Source organism: Cryptosporangium sp. NPDC051539, from assembly GCF_044454545.1.
Taxonomy (GTDB): domain Bacteria; phylum Actinomycetota; class Actinomycetes; order Mycobacteriales; family Cryptosporangiaceae; genus Cryptosporangium.
Map to the genome: position 1 here is coordinate 139,058 of NZ_JBITDV010000002.1, position 19,752 is coordinate 158,809.

General features: G+C 71.6%; 16 protein-coding genes. 9 read left to right on the top strand and 7 right to left on the bottom strand.

Annotated elements, in window-relative coordinates:
* Nucleotides 1-4 precede the first annotated feature (4 nt).
* Both ACIBZJ_RS06590 and ACIBZJ_RS06595 read right to left on the bottom strand, forming a co-directional pair.
* A complete protein-coding gene (locus ACIBZJ_RS06590) occupies nucleotides 5-1,852 on the bottom strand; it encodes a hypothetical protein (RefSeq protein ID WP_395926294.1) in 1,848 nt (615 codons plus the stop codon).
* Between the two features lie 9 nt (nucleotides 1,853-1,861).
* On the bottom strand, nucleotides 1,862-2,833 hold the full coding sequence (locus ACIBZJ_RS06595; RefSeq protein ID WP_395926297.1) for an Lrp/AsnC family transcriptional regulator: 972 nt from the start codon (nucleotides 2,831-2,833) through the stop codon (nucleotides 1,862-1,864).
* Nucleotides 2,834-2,918: 85 nt separating this feature from the next.
* Between ACIBZJ_RS06595 and ACIBZJ_RS06600 the strand changes: the two genes are divergently transcribed.
* Entirely contained in the window at nucleotides 2,919-4,382 is a 1,464-nt protein-coding gene (locus ACIBZJ_RS06600) for an MFS transporter (protein ID WP_395926299.1), read from the top strand.
* Nucleotides 4,383-4,397: 15 nt separating this feature from the next.
* On the opposite strand, the gene ACIBZJ_RS06605 is transcribed toward ACIBZJ_RS06600, so the two are convergent.
* Nucleotides 4,398-5,309 (bottom strand): NAD-dependent epimerase/dehydratase family protein, encoded by a 912-nt coding sequence (locus ACIBZJ_RS06605; RefSeq protein WP_395926301.1) that lies wholly within the window; start codon nucleotides 5,307-5,309, stop codon nucleotides 4,398-4,400.
* A gap of 319 nt (nucleotides 5,310-5,628) precedes the next feature.
* Here ACIBZJ_RS06605 and ACIBZJ_RS06610 point away from each other — a divergent pair, with 319 nt between their 5' ends.
* The 3 genes from ACIBZJ_RS06610 to ACIBZJ_RS06620 are packed head-to-tail and all read left to right on the top strand — an operon-like array spanning nucleotide 5,629 to nucleotide 11,798.
* Nucleotides 5,629-8,190 (top strand): glutamate--cysteine ligase, encoded by a 2,562-nt coding sequence (locus ACIBZJ_RS06610; RefSeq protein ID WP_395927728.1) that lies wholly within the window; start codon nucleotides 5,629-5,631, stop codon nucleotides 8,188-8,190.
* Nucleotides 8,191-8,202: 12 nt separating this feature from the next.
* Nucleotides 8,203-9,978 (top strand): N-acetylglutaminylglutamine amidotransferase, encoded by a 1,776-nt coding sequence (locus tag ACIBZJ_RS06615; RefSeq protein ID WP_395926303.1) that lies wholly within the window; start codon nucleotides 8,203-8,205, stop codon nucleotides 9,976-9,978.
* Nucleotides 9,975-11,798 (top strand): S9 family peptidase, encoded by a 1,824-nt coding sequence (locus ACIBZJ_RS06620; RefSeq protein ID WP_395926305.1) that lies wholly within the window; start codon nucleotides 9,975-9,977, stop codon nucleotides 11,796-11,798. Before ACIBZJ_RS06615 ends, ACIBZJ_RS06620 begins: the two co-directional genes overlap by 4 nt.
* On the opposite strand, the gene ACIBZJ_RS06625 is transcribed toward ACIBZJ_RS06620, so the two are convergent.
* Both ACIBZJ_RS06625 and ACIBZJ_RS06630 read right to left on the bottom strand, forming a co-directional pair.
* Complete coding sequence (locus tag ACIBZJ_RS06625; RefSeq protein ID WP_395926307.1) at nucleotides 11,783-12,184, bottom strand: hypothetical protein; 402 nt, start codon at nucleotides 12,182-12,184, stop codon at nucleotides 11,783-11,785. The genes ACIBZJ_RS06620 and ACIBZJ_RS06625 overlap by 16 nt on opposite strands.
* Nucleotides 12,181-12,336 (bottom strand): hypothetical protein, encoded by a 156-nt coding sequence (locus tag ACIBZJ_RS06630; protein WP_395926309.1) that lies wholly within the window; start codon nucleotides 12,334-12,336, stop codon nucleotides 12,181-12,183. The genes ACIBZJ_RS06625 and ACIBZJ_RS06630 overlap by 4 nt, the downstream gene beginning before the upstream one ends.
* A 286-nt stretch (nucleotides 12,337-12,622) precedes the next feature.
* Here ACIBZJ_RS06630 and ACIBZJ_RS06635 point away from each other — a divergent pair, with 286 nt between their 5' ends.
* Entirely contained in the window at nucleotides 12,623-13,519 is an 897-nt protein-coding gene (locus tag ACIBZJ_RS06635; protein ID WP_395926311.1) for a helix-turn-helix domain-containing protein, read from the top strand.
* Here ACIBZJ_RS06635 and ACIBZJ_RS06640 read toward each other — a convergent pair.
* Together ACIBZJ_RS06640 and ACIBZJ_RS06645 are read right to left on the bottom strand one after the other, a co-directional pair.
* On the bottom strand, nucleotides 13,469-13,699 hold the full coding sequence (locus ACIBZJ_RS06640; RefSeq protein ID WP_395926313.1) for a DUF397 domain-containing protein: 231 nt from the start codon (nucleotides 13,697-13,699) through the stop codon (nucleotides 13,469-13,471). The genes ACIBZJ_RS06635 and ACIBZJ_RS06640 overlap by 51 nt on opposite strands.
* Nucleotides 13,696-15,543 (bottom strand): N-acetylglutaminylglutamine amidotransferase, encoded by a 1,848-nt coding sequence (locus ACIBZJ_RS06645; protein WP_395926315.1) that lies wholly within the window; start codon nucleotides 15,541-15,543, stop codon nucleotides 13,696-13,698. Before ACIBZJ_RS06645 ends, ACIBZJ_RS06640 begins: the two co-directional genes overlap by 4 nt.
* A gap of 192 nt (nucleotides 15,544-15,735) precedes the next feature.
* Between ACIBZJ_RS06645 and ACIBZJ_RS06650 the strand changes: the two genes are divergently transcribed.
* Genes ACIBZJ_RS06650 through ACIBZJ_RS06665 form a run of 4 tightly spaced genes read left to right on the top strand, consistent with a single transcriptional unit; the run spans nucleotide 15,736 to nucleotide 19,741 of the window.
* Nucleotides 15,736-16,887 carry an aminoglycoside phosphotransferase family protein gene (locus ACIBZJ_RS06650; protein ID WP_395926317.1) on the top strand — a complete coding sequence of 384 codons (1,152 nt, stop codon included), beginning with the start codon at nucleotides 15,736-15,738 and terminating at the stop codon, nucleotides 16,885-16,887.
* 1 nt (nucleotide 16,888) lies between these two features.
* Nucleotides 16,889-17,713, top strand: a complete 825-nt coding sequence (locus ACIBZJ_RS06655; protein ID WP_395926319.1) for a Nif3-like dinuclear metal center hexameric protein — start codon at nucleotides 16,889-16,891, stop codon at nucleotides 17,711-17,713.
* Nucleotides 17,714-17,735: 22 nt separating this feature from the next.
* Nucleotides 17,736-18,479 carry a zinc ribbon domain-containing protein gene (locus ACIBZJ_RS06660; RefSeq protein ID WP_395926321.1) on the top strand — a complete coding sequence of 248 codons (744 nt, stop codon included), beginning with the start codon at nucleotides 17,736-17,738 and terminating at the stop codon, nucleotides 18,477-18,479.
* Nucleotides 18,476-19,741, top strand: a complete 1,266-nt coding sequence (locus ACIBZJ_RS06665) for a bifunctional RNase H/acid phosphatase (RefSeq protein ID WP_395926323.1) — start codon at nucleotides 18,476-18,478, stop codon at nucleotides 19,739-19,741. The genes ACIBZJ_RS06660 and ACIBZJ_RS06665 overlap by 4 nt, the downstream gene beginning before the upstream one ends.
* Nucleotides 19,742-19,752 lie beyond the last annotated feature (11 nt).

Genomic DNA, 19,752 nt, shown 5'->3' on the forward strand with positions numbered 1-19,752 from the left:
GCGGTCAATCGCGGCGATCGGCCAGGCCGGTCAGGGCCACCACGATCAGCGTGGAGCCGATCCAGCCGACGATGCTCGTCGCGTACAGCCACCCCCGGACCGCCTTCCCGGTCGGCGTCGCAGTGGTCGGCTGCCACAGCGACGCCTGGTGCAGGTCGAGGATCGGGACCATGTTCTCGAGCGCGTACGCCGCCGGGATCAGGCACGGATAGTCCCCGGTGCAGCGCTCGGACGAGACCGTGGGGCGCCCTGTCCTCGGGTCCTCCGGGACGTTGTCGCCGGTCGGGACGAACACCGCGGTGTGCATCGCCACGATCCACCACGTCAGTACGGCCGCCACGGCGAGGATCCAGGCCGGGCGCAGGGGCCGGTAGCCGTGCGCGATCGTCGCGCCGAGGAGCCAGTTCGCTATCCGCTGGTACCAGCGGAGGTCGCCCCGGCGGCGCTGGTCGTCGCGGGCCGCGATCAGGATGCGGCGGGCCCGGTCGGGATGGCCGGTGTCGGTGAGCACGCGCGCCAGCTGCCGGTAGGGCTGCGGCGAGTACCGCTGGTTGCGCCGGATCCAATCGAGGCGCTCGGCGACGTCCACCGTGGTGTGGGTCCCCAGCCGGTCGTACGTGAAGCCGGTCAGGATCAGCCGGCCGGGGGCCGGCCAGAAGCCCGGCGCGTCGCGGAGCTCTCCGACGTGGGCGCGGGTGAGGTCGAAGATCCCGTCCGGGCGGGCGCCCGGGCTCTGCAGCCGCAGGCATCCGGCCACGCGGGTGCCTTCCAGGCTCACCGCGCCGAGCGTCGCACCGTACAGGTCGAGGTCACCGCCGAAGGTGGCGCCGAGCACCTGGACGCCGCCGACGGCGGTGAAGCCGTCGTCGAGGAACACGTTGCCGGTGACGTGGGCGCCGTCGACCGAGAGGACGTCCGCACCGGGGTTGGTCAGCGTGGCGCCGTTCAGCGTCAGGATGCCGCCGATCGTGGCGCCCAGCAGCCGGATCTCCCCGGCCGCGGTGAAACCCCCGCTGAGGAACACGTCGCCGGTGATCTGGGCGCCGTCGGCGGAGAACGCGTCCGCGCCGGGGTTCGTCAGCGACGCGCCGTTCAGCGAGAGGACGCCGCCGATCGTGGCGCCGAGCAGACGGACCTCTCCGCGGGCGGCGAACCCGTCGGTGAAGTAGACGCTGCCGGCGACCCGCGCCCCGTCCGCGGAGAACGCGTTGCCGTCCGGATTGGCCAGCGACGCGCCGTTGACCTCGAGGCTGCCGCCGACGGTCGTGCCCAGCATGCGGATCTCGCCGTCGGCGGTGAACCCCTCGTTGAGGACGACGCTGCCGGTGACCTGCGCCCGCTCGGCCGAGAGCGCCACGCCGCCGGGGTTGCGGAGGGTGGCGCCGGACAGGACGAGGTCGCCGCCGAGCGTCGCACCGGACATCCGGATCTCGCCGTCCGAGGCGAACCCGTCGCGCAGCACCACGTCGCCGGCGACCCGCGAACCGGACAGGCTCAGCTCGGTCACCGCGGTATCGATCGCGATCAGGTCGTGGGCGATGATCGCGTCGGCGAGATCGATCCGGTCGGTCCGGCAGGTGTGCAGGACCAGGTTCGGCAGCGTGGCGTAGTTGAGGTCCCACTCATCGGCCAGCACGCATTCGTGGAGCACCAGCGGCACTTTCAGGACCTGCCAGCTCCAGTCGAGCGCACCGGCGATGCGGGCGCCCCGCAGGTGCATCCCGCGTGGATGCCCGCCCGGGGCCCGGAGCAGCTCCAGGAGGACCGCCGCGTCGAGTTCGTCGTCCGGGAACAGGCGTAACTCCTGTCCCGAGCTCCAGGCGTCCCGCAGGCGTGTGGCGACGTCGTCCACTCCGCTCCCTCAGGTTCGGTGACTTCGGGTGACCTGCAGCATCCCGGCGCCCTTCAACCGGCGGACCACCGGGGCGGTCTCGGTGCGGTGGACGCCCTCCAGCGAACCGATGCCGTCGGCCAGGTAGTCGTAGAGCTCGTCCAGGTCACGGCACACGACCGCGGCGGCGATGTTGGCCGGGCCGGTCACCGCGGCGGCGTGCGCGATCTGGGGATGCGCGGCCAGTGCCCGGCCGATCGACGTCAGCGCCGACGCGGCGACCGTGAGCCAGAGCGTCGCCTCGGCGGTGTACCCGAGCAGCGCGGGTTCGACGTCGACGTCGAAGTAGAGCACTCCGCTGCGGTAGAGCTGATCGATCCGGCGCCGGACCGTGGACTCCGACCACCCGGTCGCGGCGGCCAGCGCCGGGTAGGTGGCCCGGCCGTCCCGGGCCAGTTCGGCGAGGAGCGCGTTGTCGGCGACGGTGAGGGCGACCGCGGGCTCCGGGTCGGGAAGAACCGTCAGCGCAGCCACCTGGGCGGGCGAGAGTGCCGCCGTCCGCCCTGGCCAGCCGCTCGTGCCCGCGACCGACCGCAGGATGCAGTGCGCCGACACCGCCGCGACGCCGCGCGTCCGGGGGAGCTTCTGCAGCAGCAACTCGTCCTCGTCCTGCTGGCGTCGCGTCCGGGTGATGCAGCTGATCTCGGTGCCGCCGGACAGGATCAGCACCCAGGACGTGTCGGCGCGGCGGGCCAGCGCGGTCGCCACCGGGACGGCCGCGTCGGGCGTGCAGCGCATCCGCACCATCCAGTCGACGTGGCCGAGCGCCGACGCGTGCGGCAGCCCGACGACCCGCACCGCGCCCGCGGACCGCATCCGCTGGTAGCGGCGCGCGAGCGTCCGGTCGGACGTGCCGAGCACGGTCGCGAGGCGGCTGAACGGTGCCCGCGCGTCGATCTGCAGCGCGTGCGTCAGTTGCCGGTCGAGTTCGTCCAGATCCACCAGAAGACCATACCCACCTGTCTGATCCCACCAGACAGAGCTGATGCATCGTCAGAAAACAAAGACACCGAGCAGCCTGACGTTCATGCGCAAGTGGTTGCCGCTGACCGCGGTCTCGCTGAGTACGTTCATGTTGCTGGTCGACCTGACGATCGTCAGCGTCGCCGCACCCGACCTGGCCGAGGAACTGCACTCGTCGTTCGCGGCCTTGCAATGGACGGTCGACCTCTACGTCCTGGTCCTGGCCGCCCTGATGATGGCGGCCGGATCGCTCGCCGACCGCTGGGGATCCCGGCGGGTCTTCCTCGCCGGTCTCGTCGTGTTCGCGCTGGCGTCCCTCGCCTGCGGCCTCGCACCGAACACGGGCCTGCTGATCACCGCCCGGGGGGTGCAGGGCCTCGGCGCGGCCGCGATGTATGGCACGAACGCGGCCATCCTCGGGCTGACCTACTCCGGCCGGGACCGCAGTCTCGCGTTCGGAGTCTGGGGCGCCGCCAACGGCGCCGCGGCCGCCGCCGGGCCGATCCTCGGCGGCGTCCTCACCGAGCACGTCGGCTGGCGGTCGATCTTCCTGGTCAACCTCCCCGTCGCGGTGGCGGCGGTGGTGCTGGCCCGCCGGACGGTCCCCTCCGAGCCTCGGGCCGACGCCACGAGGCCGGACGCCGCCGGTGTGCTCACGTTCACCGCGGCCGCGGCGCTGCTCGTGTACGGGCTGATCCGGGCCGGCGATCGCGGGTGGACCGACCGCGGGACGCTGGTCGTGCTGGCCGCCGCGGCGGCCGTCGGGGTCGCCTTCGTGCTGCTCGAACGCACCCGGACCGACCCGATGCTCGACCTCGCGCTGTTCCGGCGGCCCGCGTTCGCGGCGGCGGTGCTCGGTGCGGCCGCGCTCACCGCGTCGGCGTTCGCGAACCTGATCTTCGTGTCGCTGTGGGCGCAGTCGGTGCTGGGGCTCACCGCGATGGGCGCCGGGCTGGTGCTCGCGCCGATGGCGGTGGTGGCGCTCGTCGTGGCCGGCGCCGGCGGCCGGTTGCTGCACGGGGTGCCGGCCCGCTACCCGATCGGGTGCGGTCTGCTGCTGGTCGCGGCCGGGGACGCGCTGTGCCTGCTGATCTCGCCGGACTCGGGCTGGGGTGCGGTGATCCCGGGCCTGGCCGTGACCGGCGTCGGGGTCGGGCTCAGCACGGCGGCGCTGGCGTCGGCGGCGCTGGCCGCGGTGCCGCCCCGGCGGGCCGGGATGGCCAACGGGGCGTCGAACACCGCCCGCCAGATCGGGTTCGCGGTCGCGTTGCCGATCTTCGCCACGCTGGTGGCGGGCGCGGCCGAGGACGTGCTGGGCGACCGGGCGGCGGCCGAGCGGCTGACCGGCGGCGGGTACGCCGACCTCGTCGGCCGGGTACCGGCCACGGTCCTCAAGACCGCCTACGCCGACGGCCTGGACCGCGTGTTCCTCACCAGTGCGCTCCTCGCCGCACTCGGTGGCCTCGCGGTCCTGGCGCTGCTCCGCACCCCGGCCGAGGAACCGCAACCCGCTCTGACGCGCGAGTAGCCGGTCCGGGACTCCTCAGACCGGGACCAGGGGCGCGCTGGACTCCCAGAGATCACGCAGTGACGTGTGCAGCGGTCTGGACGGTGCCCAGCCGAGCGTCGTCCGGGCCACGGCCACGTCGACCTGCTGCCACGGCACGGCGGCGTCCCTCGGCGCGCCGCCGCCGTCGGTCCGCAACCCGCCGGTGAACCCGGCCAGCGCCAGGAGCGCCTCGACCATCGTGCGCGTGGGCGTCCCGACGCCGCTGCCCACGTTGATCACCGCGGGCAGCGCGGCCTGCCCGTGCGGACGCAACGCCGCCGCGACCACCGCATCGGCCACGTCCCGCACGTCCACGTAGTCCCGGACGTCGTCCAGCGGACCGGTCGTGACCCCGATGCTGCCGGCCCGCAGCTGCGCCACCACCCGCCCCGCACCGCCGACGGCCGGGGCGTCCGGGCCGATCGGCGTCGTCACCCGCAGCGACACCGCGTCCAGGCCGGCGCCGGCGGCGGTCCGCACCAGGCGGGTCGCGGCGAGCTTGGCCAGCCCGTACGCGGTCACCGGCCGCTCGGGCGCGTCCTCGCGCGTCGAGGTGCCGGCCTCGGCCCGCCCGTACTCGGCCGCCGAGCCGAGGTGCACCAGCCGGGTCGAGCGCCCGGCGGTCAGCAGCGCGTCCACCAGGTTGCTCACCGCGATCAGGTTCCCGGCCGCCAGCGAGGCGATGTCCCCGGTCGCCGCACCGGCACAGTTCACGACCACGTCCGGCACCGCGTCCCGCACCGCGTGAGCGACGCCCACGACGCCGTCGGCCAGATCGAGCCGCACGTCGGCGTGCACGTCGCCGCGCCGCGCGGCCGTGATCACCGACAGGCCGGTCTCGGCCGCGAGCCGGGCCCGGACATGGTGGCCGACGAACCCGTCGGCCCCTAGCAGCAACACCCTCATCGGCCAGCCACCCCCATCCCTCAGCTTTGCCCGGAACGGGCGATCGGCACGCATTTGTGCCGGTGGTTGGCGCTGGCGCCGCTGGGGCACCCTGGAAGGGACGCGTGGGGCGTACGCGCAGGACGAACCGGACGACCGAGGGGTTGGGATGTGTTGCCGGGAATTTACCGGCTCCTCACACCTCAGGTACTCGGGCCGGAAACCATCGGAGCTCGTTCATCCCCGCCGCCACTCCGGCGGCGCACGCGAAGGCGGTGTGCAGGTGGTCGAAGACCACGAGGCCGTACCCGGCTCAGAACGGCTGGCGGAAGCGGCCACCGTGCCCGCGTCCCAGCCGCTGGACCTCGGCGTCGAAGAGGAGTTCCACGTCGTCGACCTCGACAGCCGTGAACTGGTGCCCCGCGCACCGGAGATCCTCGACCACCTGCCGGCGTCCTCGTTCTCCCCGGAGCTGCACCGCTCCGTCGTCGAGACCAACACCAAGGTGCACCTCAGCCTGGAACGGCTGCGCGACGAGCTCGTCGCGCTGCGGCGCCAGGCCTGCGAGACGGCCGACGCCCTCGGGCTCGGCATCGTCGCGGCGGGCACGGTTCCGCTGGTGGACGTCGAGGAGCTCGCGCTCACGCCGAACGCGCGGTTCGAGCGGATGCTCGACGACTACCAGCTGCTCGCCCGTGAGCAGCTGATCTGCGGCGCCCAGGTGCACGTCGGCATGCCCGACCGGGACGTGGCCGTCGCGGTCGCCCAGCGCGTCTCGCAGTACCTGCCGATCCTGCTGGCGATCTCGGCCAGCTCCCCGTTCTGGATGGGTGAAGACACCGGCTACGCGAGCATCCGCTCGCTGCTCTGGCAGCGCTGGCCCACCGCGGGCGCCAGCGGCCTGGTCGAGTCGGCCGAGGACCACGACTCGCTGGTCGCCGAGCTGATCGCGTCCGGCACGATCACCGACCCGGGGATGATCTATTTCGACGTCCGGCCGTCGGCGCACGTCCCCACGATCGAACTGCGGGTCACCGACGCGTGCCCGGCGGTCGACGACGTCGTTCTGCTGTCCGGGCTGTTCCGGGCCCTGGTCCGGCGCGAGCGCGACGCGGTGGCCGCCCGGTACCCGCTGCCGCGGATCCGCGGGCCGCTGCAGCGGGCGGCGATGTGGCGGGCGGCCCGGTCGGGGCTCGAGGGCGATCTCGTCGACCTGTCGGGCTTCGCGCACCCGGTACCGGCCGCCGACGCCGTCCGCGGCCTGGTCGACTCGCTCCGGCCGCAGCTCGAAGCCGCCGGTGACTGGGAGTACGTCTCCGCGCTGGCCGGCCAGGCACTGGGCCGGGGCAGCGCCGCCGACCGCGAGCGTCGCGCGTTCGCCCGCCGCGGACGACTCGCCGACGTCGTCGACATGGTGCTGGCCGAGACCCGGGCCGGCGGCGGGGTCACGGTCGGCGGTTTCGGCGGCCAGGAAGCGCTGCTCGCCGGGTACGCCGGCACCGCGGCCGCGGGCGGCGACGAGGTGATCACGACCGACGGCAGCGTCGTGACCGAGTACGAGCCGATGCTCCAGCTGCTCGAACGGCTCGGCGCCGGCGGCCTCCGCGACCGCGAGCAGGAACGGGACGCCGAACAGCGCTCCGGCCGCATGACGTTCCGGGTGGCCGGGGAGACCACCGCCCGGCTGTTCCCGTTCGACGTCATCCCGCGGATCGTGCGCGCCGACGACTGGGAGACGCTCGGCCGGGGCCTGATCCAGCGCGCCCGGGCCCTGGACGCGTTCCTGCGCGACGTCTACGCCGAGCGGGAGGCCGTGAACGACGGGATCGTCCCGGCCTGGGTCGTCGACGGCGCCCCCGGCCTGCTGCCGCTGGCCGCGCTGATCCGCCAGCCGGTCCGGGCGCACATCGCCGGGATGGACCTGATCCACGACTCGGCCGGCCGGTGGAGCGTCCTCGAAGACAACCTGAGGGTGCCCTCGGGCCTGGGGTACGCGCTGACGAACCGGAGGCTGACCGACCACATCTGGCCGGACCTGCCCCGGCCGGCCGGCCTGCAGCCGGCCGAGTCGCTCCCGGCGTTACTGCGGACGACGCTCGAATCGGCCGCGCCCCCGCGGATGCGGGGCAGCGGGCCGCAGGTCGTCGTGCTCAGCCAGGGGCCGGTCGACTCGGCCTGGTTCGAGCACCAGCTGCTCGCCGAGGAGATGGGCGTACCGGTCGTACGGACGACCGACCTGGTGGTCGACGACCGCGCGGTCTACCTGCACCGGCACGGGACCCGGCGGCGGGTGGACGTGATCTACCTCCGGCTGGACGAGGACGCGCTCGTGCACGCGCCGGGCGGCGACGGGCGCCCGCTCGGGCCGCCACTGCTCTCCGCGGTCGGCGCGGGCACCGTGACGCTGGCGAACTCGCCCGGCAACGGCGTCGGCGACGACAAGGCGATCTACGCCTACGTCCCCGACTTCATCGAGTACTACCTGGGTGAGAAGCCGCTGCTCGCGCATGTCCCCACGTACCTGTGCGGCGACCCGGAGCAGCGCGAGGAGGTGCTGCGCCGGATCTCCGAGCTCGTCGTCAAGCCGGTCGACGGCTACGGCGGCGAGGGCGTGCTGATCGGCCCGCGTTCGTCCGAGGACGAGATCGACCTGGTCCGGCGGCAGATCAAGGCCGCGCCGCACCGGTGGATCGCCCAGGAGACGATGCACCTGTCGACGCACCCGGTGTTCGACGGCAGCCGGCTGACCCCGCGCCACGTCGACCTGCGGGCGTTCGTGTTCCTGGGCGAGAAACCGGCGGTGGCGCCGGTGGCGCTCACCCGGGTCGCCCCGGAGGGCAGCCTGGTGGTCAATTCTTCCCGGGGCGGCGGTGCGAAGGACACCTGGATTCTGAAAGCGTGATCAGGAGGATCGATGTGCGGATTCGGCGGAGAACTCCGTCTCGACGGTCATGCCCCTGAGGCCGACGCGGTCAGCCGGATGGTGCCGTGTCTGATCCACCGGGGTCCGGACAGCGGTGGTCACTGGTCGGGCGGACGGCTCGCGCTGGCCCACCGCCGGTTGCAGATCATCGACCTCTCCGAAGCCGGTTCGCAGCCGATGGTCGACGAGGAACTCGGGCTGGTACTCGTCTTCAACGGGATCATCTACAACTACCGGGAGCTGCGCGAAGAGCTGATCGGCCACGGGTACCGGTTCTTCTCGACGTCCGACACCGAGGTCGTCCTGAAGGCCTACCACCGCTGGGGCACCCGCTGCGTCGAGCGTTTCCTCGGCATGTTCGCGTTCGCGATCAGTGAGCTGTCGACCGGGAAACTCGTGCTCGGGCGCGACCGGCTCGGCATCAAGCCGCTGTACCTGTCGGAGACGCCGGGCCGCCTCCGGTTCGCCTCGACCCTGCCCGCTCTGGTCGCGGCCGGTGGCCTCGACACGTCGGTCGACCCGGTCGCGCTGCACCACTACCTGACGTTCCACTCGGTCGTCCCGGCGCCGCGGACGATCCTGAACGGCGTCCGGAAGCTGCCGCCGGCCACCGTGCGGGTGATCGAGCCCGACGGCACCACCGACGAGATCCTGTACTGGAAGCCGGAGGCCACCCGGGGCCTCGACTACTCCGACGAGGAGTGGCGGGACCGCACGCTGGCCGCGCTGCGGCTCGCGGTCGAGCGCCGGATGGTCGCCGACGTGCCGGTGGGCGTACTGCTCTCCGGTGGGCTGGACTCCAGCCTCGTCGTCGCGCTGCTGGCCGAGTCGGGCCAGACCGGCCTGCAGACGTTCAGCATCGGCTTCGAGGACGCCGGCGGCGAGAGCGGCAACGAGTTCGTCTACTCCGACCTGATCGCCGAGCGGTTCGCGACCGACCACCACCAGATCCGGATCGAGACCAGGAACATGGTTCCCGCCGTCGACGCCGCGATCGGCGCGATGAGTGAGCCGATGGTCAGCCACGACTGCGTCGCGTTCTACCTGCTCTCCGAGCAGGTCGCCGAACACGTGAAGGTCGTCCAGTCGGGCCAGGGCGCCGACGAGGTGTTCGCCGGGTACGACTGGTACCCGCCGTTGTCCGGCGTCCCTCGCCGCGACGCAGTGGACGCCTATCGGAACGTGTTCTTCGACCGGACGCATGCGGCGCTCAACGAGTTGCTGCAGCCCGGCTGGCGGCTGACGACCGACGTCAGCAAAGCGTTTGTCCAGGCGCACTTCGCGGTACCCGGTGCCGAGGAGACGCTCGACGCCGCCCTGCGCATCGACAGTCAGATCATGCTCGTGGACGATCCGGTCAAGCGCGTCGACAACATGACGATGGCGTGGGGGCTGGAAGCCCGGGTACCGTTCCTCGACCACGAGTTAGTCGAGCTGGCGGCGGCCTGCCCGCCCGGGCTCAAGCTCGCGCACGGCGGCAAGGGCATCCTCAAGGCCGCAGCCCGCGGGGTGGTGCCGGACGAGGTGATCGACCGCACCAAGGGATACTTCCCGGTCCCGGCGATCCGCCACCTGTCCGGGCCACTGCTGGAGCAGGTCGCCGACGCGCTCACGTCGGAGGCCGCACGGCAGCGCGGGATCTTCGACAGCGGCCAAGTACAGACCCTGCTCGACAAACCGAACGAGACCCGTACGACACTCGGGTCGAACGCACTCTGGCAGCTCGGCCTGCTGGAGATGTGGTTGCAGAAGATGGGAGTTGGATGACCACTGGGCTCGACGAAGGTAATTGGTCCGTCCCCGAGGAGCCGGCACCGTACGCTGCGGACCCCGCGGCCGCGCCGGCCAGCTGGGGACCGACGCTCTCGCCCTCCGGCGACGCGGTCGCGTACGTGTCCGACCGGAGCGGGGAGCCGAGGCTCTGGACCAGTTCCGTCGACGGTGGGAGCCCGGTGCTCGTGGATACCGGCCCCGAGCCCGTGGAGAGCGTCAAGTGGTCACCGAACGGCGAGTGGATCGCCGTCTCGATCGCGCCCGGCGGTTCCGACCGCACCGAGATCTGGGTCGTCCGTCCGGACGGCGGTGACCTGCACCAGATCGGCGGGTTCGGCCGCACCAACGGCTGGTTCGGCTACTGGAGCCACGACGGCGCCTGGCTGGCCGTCGCGGAAGCGGACGCGGTCGGCTGGAGCGCCGCCCATCTGATCGACCCGTCGACCGGTTGGCGGGTGACGGTCGGCGAGGCCGACCTCCGGGCCGCGATCGACGTCAGCCGGGACGGCACGATGGCGCTGGTCCGCGGTGGCCCGCGCAGCGCCCGCTGGCTCGAGGTGGTGGACATCGAGAGCGGTGCGGCACGTCAGCTGTATCCGGCCGACGGCGAAGGGTCGACCGACGTCGGCCGGTTCAGCCCGGACGGCACGCAGGTCTACGTCCGCACCGACGTCGGGCGGGAGCTGCCCGCGCTGGTCGCCCTGCCGGTCGGCACGGTCGGGACGCCCCGGGTCGTCGCCGAGCGGGACGACGCCGAGCTCGAGTACTTCACGGTCAGCGAGGACGGCGGAATCGTCGTACTGCTCTGGAACGAGTTCGGTGGCCGCAGCGCGGTGTCCGTGCTCGACCTGCGCACCGGCGAGGAGCGCAGGCTCAGCGGCCTGCCGGGCGACGTCGTCGGCCACCCGGTGCTGTCCACCGACGCGTCGACGATCACGCTCTCGGCCGAGAGCCCGTCGCTGCCGCCGACGATCTGGACGGTCGAAGTGGCCAGCTGCGCTGCGAAGCCGGTGACCTACCCGACGCCACTCGCCGCAGCCGCGATCGTTCCGGAGCTCCACCGGTTCACCGCGCACGACGGCCTGGAGCTGACCGGCTGGCTCTATCCCGGCGTGGGAGTGACCGACGCCGGCCCGATGGTGCTGCACTTCCACGGTGGTCCGGAGGCTCAGGAGCGCCCGGTCTGGAACCCGCTGTTCCGGGAGATCGTCTCCCGGGGCATCTCGGTGTTCGCGCCCAACGTCCGGGGTTCGTCGGGCTTCGGCCGGGCGTTCGTCAACGCCGACAACATCGAGCACCGGCACGCCGGCATCGAGGACGTCCGTTCGGTGGCCGGGTACGTCGTGGACGCCGGTCTGGCCGATCCGGCCCGTCTCGGCGTCTTCGGGCGCTCCTACGGCGGCTACCTGACCCTGGTCGCGCTGACCTGGTTCCCGGACCTGTTCGCGGTGGGCGTCGACACCTGCGGCATGTCCGATCTGCTGGCGTTCTACGAGCGCACCGAGCCGTGGGTGGCATCCGCGGCGTTCAGCAAGTACGGGCACCCGGACGACGACCGTGACCTGCTCCACGACCTCTCACCGATCCACCGGATCGACCGTCTGCGCGCGCCACTGCTGGTCGTGCACGGGGCGAACGACACGAACGTCCCGCTGTACGAGGCCGAGCAGGTGGTGGCGGCGCTCGAGGCCCGGAACGCGCCGGTGCAGTACCTGCGCTTCGAGGACGAGGGCCACGTGATCCTGCGCAAGCCCAGCAAGATCGTGTACGTGCGCGCGGTCGGCGCGTTCCTCGCCGGTCACCTGCTGCCCTGACCGACGGCCGTGGCGTCCGGCGTTACGGCTAGGCCCAGCAAGCCGAACGTGCGGGTCCAGGAACGGTCGCACGGGACGGCCGACCATGGCCGCCGGTGGGCGGCGGCCACGCCCGCGGCTGCGTCTCGGACGGCCGAGCACCGCTGAGCCGGGCCCATTTCGGCGGCGATGCGCGCCGCGGCCTCAGGGCCGACGGTGAGTGCGGTCACCGCGAGGGCGCCGCCTGCCGGCCCGAGCACCCGGATCAGCTCCGGCTCCGCGCCCGGGCGGCGCGCGCTCAAGGGCACGAGTCCGAGGATCACCCGGACGGTGTCCTCCGGGCTCACGGCGGCCGGGCTCACGGCGGCCGGGCTCACGGCGGCCGGGCTCACGGCGGCCGGGCTCACAGGGACTGTCCGAGATCGAGGATCGCGTACAGGGCGGCGCCGAGGGCGATGCCGACAGTGAGCGGGGTCGCCCATTTCTCCTGCTTGGAAACCAGCCACATGACGCCGGCGACGGCGACCACCAGGACGATCCAGCGTGCGTCGATGAACATGGTTCCTCTTCTCGTGAGCGACCCGAGGTGGAGGCGGAAGCCAGATCGACTGGTGACCGTCTGCATCAGTACAACAGCCATATAGCAGATTGGCAAGCGGACTATCGGCTGTTGGCCTTCGTCACAAGGCGAGTTGAGGGGCCCAAAAATGCCTTCTGGGGGATCTATCGGACGCGAGGCGAGCCGATAGCGACATAGCAGACTTCGAACTTCAGAACGAAGCTGGTCGTCCTGCCAGCAGCTAATGTCCTATAGTGCGTGCCAACCACGGACGGAAGGGAGCACGATGACGGACGCCACCCCGGCGGTCATGCGGCGTCGGCTACGGATCCAGTTGCGCCGGATGCGAGAGAACCTCGACTTGACCCAGCGGGCCGCCGCCGACGCGATGGACTGGTCGCTCTCCAAGCTCATCCGGATCGAAGCCGGCATGGTCAACATCAGCACCAACGACCTGCGGGCGTTGCTCGGTTACTACGGGGTCGACGACGTTCCTGAAGTAGACGACAAGGTCGAAGTGGCGCGAGTGGCGCGCACCAAGTCGCTGTGGTCGCCCTACCGCGACATAGTGTCGTCGGATTACGTCGACTATTTGGAGTACGAATCGTCGGCGAAGACCGTCCGGGTGTTCCAGAACACTTATGTACCCGGTTTGCTGCAAACCGAGGAATACGCTCAAGAGGTACTGAAGGTCGCGACCGACAACGATCTGAATCGAGTCGGTCAGCTCTGGGAGTTGCGCCGGATGCGGCAGGATCGCCTACTCCGGGACAACGGTCCGACGCTGCAGTTCGTCTTGGACGAGGCGGTGATCCGCCGATCGGCCGCCGGTCCGGAGAAGATGGCGCGCCAGCTGGAGCACTTGCTAGCCGTGAACACCCGGCCCAACGTCACGATCCGGATAGTGCCGTTCACCGAAGGCATCTATCCATTGATGGAAGCTCCCTACTACCACCTGGAGTTCAACCACCCCGACGATCCGAGCATCTCGTTCGAGGAGCGGCCGAGCGGCGACCTCGTCCAGCGTGAGGACGACACGGATTCCGGCGAGGGCCCGCCGCCGGTCGGAACGCCGCAGCACTATCTGGGGAACTTCTATTACCTCGAACGAATCACCCGGATCGGCGACACGTCAGCGATGATCCGCGACGCGATCGCGCGCTTCCGGGGAACCGCCCCCTGACCGCTCTTTCACGCCTGCGATGAACCGGCGCCAGACGGCATCAGGGAAATGTAATTCCCCGGCCGACGGGCGCCGCGACTCGCGCACGGACACCCCGTCGGCGTCACGCCGGACTTCGACACATGCTTTGTCCGCGCTGTGCGAACTCGTTCGCCAGCCCGACCCCACCGATAAGCTCATCCCACCCCCATGGTCTGCAGCCAGATCTCCAGCGTCGCCAACTGCCACAGCGTGTTCGAGCCGAGGTTCGTCCGCATCGAGTTCGGGTTCGCCAGGCGCTTCGCGATGAACTCGTCGGTGTACAGCCCCCGGCGGCGCGCCTCCGGGCTGCGCAGAGCCTCTTCGACCCGCGCGAGCATCGGCCCGCCCATGTGCCGGATGGCCGGGACCGGGAAGTATCCCTTCTCCCGATAGATCACCTCGTCCGGAACCACGCCCCGCGCCGCTTCCTTCAGCACTGCCTTGCCGATGTTTTGTTTCGTCGGGTCGCCCTCGACCGAGAGCTTGAACTTCGGTGGGCAGGCGGCGGCCAGTTCGACCAACTCGTGGTCGAGGAACGGCACGCGCGCCTCCAGGCCGTGGGCCATCGTCATGTTGTCGACCCGCTTGACCGGGTCGTCAACGAGCATGATCTGGCTGTCGGAGCGGAGCGCGGCGTCGAGGGTCGTCTCCGCGCCGGGCTGGGCGAAATGGCGGCGGACGAATTCGGTGCTGGGGTCCTCGCTCATCTGCTCCAGCCACTGCGGACGCAGGACCTTGGCCAGATCGCCGTGCCGCCGGTCGAAGAACACCCGGCTGTACTGCTCGACCGCCTCGTCCCGGGAGACGTCGAGCAGCGGCGGATACCAGTCGTACCCGGCGAAGATCTCGTCGGCGCCCTGTCCGGACTGGACGACCTTGACGTGCTTGACCACCTTCTCGGAGAGCAAGTAGAACGCGACGCAGTCGTGGCTGACCATCGGTTCGCTCATCGCGCCGATCGTGGCCTCGACGGCCGGCACGATGTCTGCCGTCCGGATCCTGATCTGGTGATGCTCGGTGGCGAACTTCTTCGCAATGATGTCCGAGTACTGGAATTCATCGCCGCGTTCGATCGTGCCCTGCGCGTCCGGTTCGCTTTCGAAGCCGATGCTGAACGTCTGCAGGCCGGTCTGGCCGGCCTCGGCGAGCAGCGCGACGACCAGGCTGGAATCGATACCCCCGGAGAGCAGCACGCCCACCGGTACGTCGGCCACCATGCGCCGCTCGACCGCGACGCGCAGCCGCTCCAGCACCAGCTCGCTCCACGCTCCGGACGAGAGACCGGCGTATTCACCGCGGCTCCAGGCCGGCTGCCAGTACACCGTGTCGGTGGAACGACCGTCCGGCTCGATCACCCGCACGGTCGCGGGCGGCAGCTTCCGGACGCCCCGCAAGATCGTCCGGGGCGCCGGCACGATCGAGTGGAAACTGAGGTAGTGGTGGAGTGCGGTCGGATCGATCTCGGTGTCGTCGACACCGGCGGCCAAGAGCGCCGGCAGAGTGGACGAGAAACGCAGGTAGCTGCCCGGCTTCTCGGTGTAGTACAGCGGTTTGATCCCCAGCCGGTCCCGGGCGATGACGAGCCGCCCGGTGTCGTGTTCGGCTATCGCGAACGCGAACATGCCGAGGAATCGCTCAACGCAGCGTTCACCCCATTGCCGGTAGGCCTTGAGAATCACCTCGGAGTCCGACGTGGAGAAAAACGTATGCCCCAGGCCGTGGAGCTCCGCGCGTAGCTGCTGGTAGTTGTAGATGCAGCCGTTGAAAACCAGAGTGCGATCCGCGGCTCCGACGGCGGCCGGATCGGGATCGGTCATCGGTTGAGCGCCGGCCTCCGAAAGATCGATGATTTGCAGACGGCTGTGCACGAGTGCCGTCGCCTTGTGCGACCACTCGCCACTCGCATCCGGGCCCCGGAGAGACAATCGTGGTTGCATTTGCCGCAGGGCGTCGACGTCGGGCCGCTGCTTATCGAATCGGATCTCGCCGCCGAAACCGCACATCAGCGCTCCTTGGGTCGGCGGGGCGAGACATGACCGCAGCGCTCTTCAGCGTTCGAAGTCACCGGAGTACCGCCGACGCAGCACAAAGATAGGACGCCCCCTGTTGGTCCGGTGGAAGTCTACCGAATGGGGTGGCGATCGTGCGGTCTATTCCCTGCCAGACTCCACAGTGTGGAGCGGACTATCAGCGCAGTGGTCACACGGTCGGACGAGTGCCTGGGGGAAATCGGGCCGTTCGAGGTCGATGTGCCGTGGTGGGCTGAGGTGGCCCCGGTGGTGTCCGTTCTGGAACGAGAGCTCGGCGTACCGGTCACGGTCCTCAGGCTGCTGAGCGTCGAGGGCTCGGACGGGGCCCGGGACGGGCACGTCACCTATCACGTCGAGGCGTCCGCACGGCCGTCGCGCCCGCTCCGGGCCGCGGTGTTCCGTGATCCGCCGGAACCGTTGCGACTGCCGTGGGCGACGAGGGAAGGCATCACCGGGCTGCTGGACTGGGCCGCCGGGTTCGTGACCCTCACCGGGCGGGCGGTGCAGCACAAGTCGTGGAATCTGGCGGCGCTGTTCCGGCTGCCTACCGCGGCCGGGCCGGTCTGGCTGAAAGCGACGCCGCCGTTCGCGGCCGACGAGGCCACGGCCATCGCCACGATCGCGGCCGTCGACCCCACGCTGGTCCCCGAGGTCCTGGCCGCCGCCCCCGGCCGCCTGCTGCTCGCCGACATTCCCGGCGAAGACCTCTGGCAGGCGTCCGACGCCCAGGTCACCAGCACCGTCAGCCGCTGGGTGGCCGCGCAGGCGGCGCTCGCCACCGGGCCCGCAGGAAACCCCGATTTCTCGTCGGCCGGACTTCGCGACGGCCGGCCCTCCCTGCTCGCGGCGCGGATCGAGGGGCTTCTCGTGCGGCTCGCGCCCGAACTGCCCGCGGAGACCACCGCACGCGCCCGGGCGCTCAACGCGCGCTGGGCGGCGCTGAGCGCCTGCGGGCTGCCGGACACGCTCGTGCACGGCGACTTCCACCCGGGCAACTGGCGCGGCACCCCCGGGTCGCCCCCGCGGGTCATCGACTTCGCCGACGCCTACTGGGGCAACCCCGTCCAGGACGGGCTCCGCGCGATCGACTACCTGCCCGGGGAGCGCCGCGACACGGCCACCGCGGCCTGGGTCGGCGCCTGGCGGGAACACGCACCCGGCGCCGACCCGGAGCGCGCGCTGACCCTCGGCGAACCCCTCGCCCACCTCGCCTACGCGGTCCGCTACCAGGAGTTCCTCGACGGCATCGAACCCGACGAACGGATCTATCACGACGGCGACCCGGCGGCGTCGATCAGGCACGCACTAGCCTGCTGACGTGGTCACGATCAGCGACGTCACGAGCGTGTTCGACCGGCTCTACCCGCCCCACCTCGCCGAGAGCTGGGACGCGGTCGGGCTGGTCTGCGGCGACCCCGCCACCGAGGTCCGCCGCGTCTACTTCAGCGTCGACGTCGTCGCCGCGACCGTGGACGAAGCGCTGTCCTGGGGCGCCGACCTGCTGGTCGCCCACCATCCGCTGCTGCTCCGGGGCGTCACCGCGATCCCCACGACCACGCCCAAGGGCCGGACGCTCCACCGGCTGATCCGCGCGGGTGCCGGCCTGTTCGTCGCGCACACCAACGCCGACTCGGCCGACCCCGGCGTTTCCGACGCGCTCGCCGCCCGCCTCGACCTCCGCGACCTGCGGCCGCTGCACCCGCACCCCGGTGAGGACCGCATCGGCATCGGCCGGATCGGCACGCTCCCGACCGCGATGACGCTCGCCGAGCTCGCCGAGACCGCCTCGCACGCGCTGCCTCCGACGAGCGGCGGCATCCGCTTCACCGGCGACCCCGACCGCATCGTCCGGACGGTGGCCGTCAGCGGCGGTGCCGGTGACTCGTACCTGGGGGACGCCACCCGGGCGGGCGTCGACGCGTTTCTCACCGCCGACCTGCGGCATCACCCGGCTTCCGAGCATTCCGAGGCGGGCGGCCCGGCGCTGCTCGACGTCGCGCACTGGGCCAGCGAGCAGCCCTGGCTCGCACACGCCGCCGCCGCACTCGGCGCCGCCCTGGCTCCCGCTACGGTGGAGGTCTTCGTCTCCGACCTCGTCACCGACCCGTGGACACGTGCGGTGGTTCCGGCGTGGACGCCCTGACCCGGCTGATTTTGGGAGCACCGTGAAGGCACCCGCCGCAGACCAGCTCCGCCTGCTCGACCTGCAGGCCGTCGATCTCTCGATCGATCAGCTCGCGCACCGCAAGCGCACGCTGCCCGAGCACGCCGAGATCGAGAAAGCGGCCGGCACGCTCGCCGGTCTGCGCGACGAGCTGTCCACGGCGGAGTCGGGGGTCGAGGAGTTCGACCGGAAGATCCACACGCTGGAACAGGAAGTCGACCAGGTCCGCACCCGGGCCGACCGCGACCGGCAGCGGATGGACTCCGGCACGATCGGCTCGTCCAAGGAACTCGAGCGGCTGCAGCACGAGGTCGAGACGCTGGCGGCCCGCCAGTCCGCGCTGGAGGACGACGAGCTGGTGCTGATGGAGGAGCGGGAGACCGCCGACACCGCCCGCTCGGAGGTGCAGACCCGGTTCGACTCGGCCACCGAGGGCCTGGCCGATCTGGAGGTGCGCCGAGACACGCTGGAGACCGAGATCGACGCCGACATCGCCGCCCGTACCGCCGAGCGCGAGCCGCTGGCCGCGCAGATCCCCGACGACCTGCGCTCGCTCTACGAGAAGCTGCGCGCGTCCAGCGGGGGTATCGGCGCGGCCGCACTGCGCGCCCGCCGCTGCGGCGGCTGCCGGATCGAGCTGTACGGCACCGCGCTGCGCGACGCCAAGGCGGCCGACGAGGACGAGGTGCTGCGGTGCGAGGAGTGCGGCCGCATCCTCGTCCGCACGGCGGAGTCCGGTCTGTGAGCTACGAGCACGTCGTCGTCGAGGCCGACGGGGGGTCGCGCGGCAACCCCGGCAACGCCGGGTACGGCGCGGTCGTGCGGGATGCGGAGACCGGCGCGGTGCTGGCCGAGCGCGCCGCCGGGCTGGGTATCGCGACGAACAACGTGGCCGAGTACTCGGGGCTGATCGCCGGGCTCGAGGCCGCACAGTCGCTCGGGGCCCGCCGGGTCGACGTCCGGATGGACTCCAAGCTCGTCATCGAGCAGTCGGCCGGGCGCTGGCAGGTCAAGCAGCCGCACCTGCGCCCGCTGGCGGGCCGGATCAACGAGCTGATCCGGTCGTTCGACGCGGTGACGCTGACCTGGATCCCACGGGCCGAGAACAAGGCCGCGGACGCGCTGGCCAACGCGGCGATGGACGGCAACGACATTCGGCGCGACCACCCGTCCGGCCCGTCCGGCCCGTCCGGCTCGGGCGGCTCGTCCGGCCCGGGCGGCTCGGGCGGCTCGGGCGGCTCGAGCCCGGCCGTGGACGCGGGCGGCAGCGACCCGACCGCGGCGGTGCCCGAGGTCGGCTCGCGCGGTGAGCGCGGTGGTGGCTCACCGTCGGCGGTCAGCCGGGCGGCGTCGAAAGAAGAAAGCGGACCAGGGTGGAGGGGCGGACCGCAACGGCGGGCCACCACCGCGGTGCTGGTGCGGCACGCTTCGTCGGTGTTGTCGCCGGAGCGGCGGTTCTCCGGGAGGGGAGACGTGCCGCTGTCGGAGGAGGGGGTCGTGCAGGCCGAGCGGGTGGCCGCGAGGCTGGCCGCGCGACCGGGGATCGACGTGGTCGTGAGCTCGCCGTTGCGGCGGGCGCGGCACACCGCGGAGCTGATCGCGAAGGCGATCGGGGTCGAACTGTTCTTCGACGAGGATCTGGTCGAGACGGATTTCGGTGACTGGGAGGGGCTGACCTTCAGCGAGGCCCGGCGGTCCGATCCGGGCGCGGTGGACGCCTGGCTGAACTCGCCCGAGGTGGCGCCGCCCGGGGGCGAGAGCTTCGCGCAGGTCGCGGAGCGGGTCGCCGCGGCGCAGGAGCGGCTGGTCGCCGACCACGCGGGTGAGACCGTGGTCGTGGTCTCGCACGTGACGCCGCTGAAGACGTTGCTGCGGCTCGCGCTGGAGGCTCCGCCGGTGATGCTGTACCGGCTGCAGCTCGACGTGACCGGTGTGTCCGAGGTCGACTGGTACGCGGACGGGCCCTCGAACGTGCGCTTGGTGAACGACACCCACCATCTGAGGTGACCGTCGGGCGC

Coding starts and splice junctions, on each gene's coding strand:
- ACIBZJ_RS06600 (WP_395926299.1), top strand. CDS start 2,919: ATGCGCAAGTGGTTGCCGCTGACCGCGGTCTCGCTGAGTACGTTCATG.
- ACIBZJ_RS06605 (WP_395926301.1), bottom strand. CDS start 5,309: ATGAGGGTGTTGCTGCTAGGGGCCGACGGGTTCGTCGGCCACCATGTC.
- ACIBZJ_RS06615 (WP_395926303.1), top strand. CDS start 8,203: ATGTGCGGATTCGGCGGAGAACTCCGTCTCGACGGTCATGCCCCTGAG.
- ACIBZJ_RS06620 (WP_395926305.1), top strand. CDS start 9,975: ATGACCACTGGGCTCGACGAAGGTAATTGGTCCGTCCCCGAGGAGCCG.
- ACIBZJ_RS06630 (WP_395926309.1), bottom strand. CDS start 12,336: ATGTTCATCGACGCACGCTGGATCGTCCTGGTGGTCGCCGTCGCCGGC.
- ACIBZJ_RS06635 (WP_395926311.1), top strand. CDS start 12,623: ATGACGGACGCCACCCCGGCGGTCATGCGGCGTCGGCTACGGATCCAG.
- ACIBZJ_RS06640 (WP_395926313.1), bottom strand. CDS start 13,699: ATGAGCTTATCGGTGGGGTCGGGCTGGCGAACGAGTTCGCACAGCGCG.
- ACIBZJ_RS06645 (WP_395926315.1), bottom strand. CDS start 15,543: ATGTGCGGTTTCGGCGGCGAGATCCGATTCGATAAGCAGCGGCCCGAC.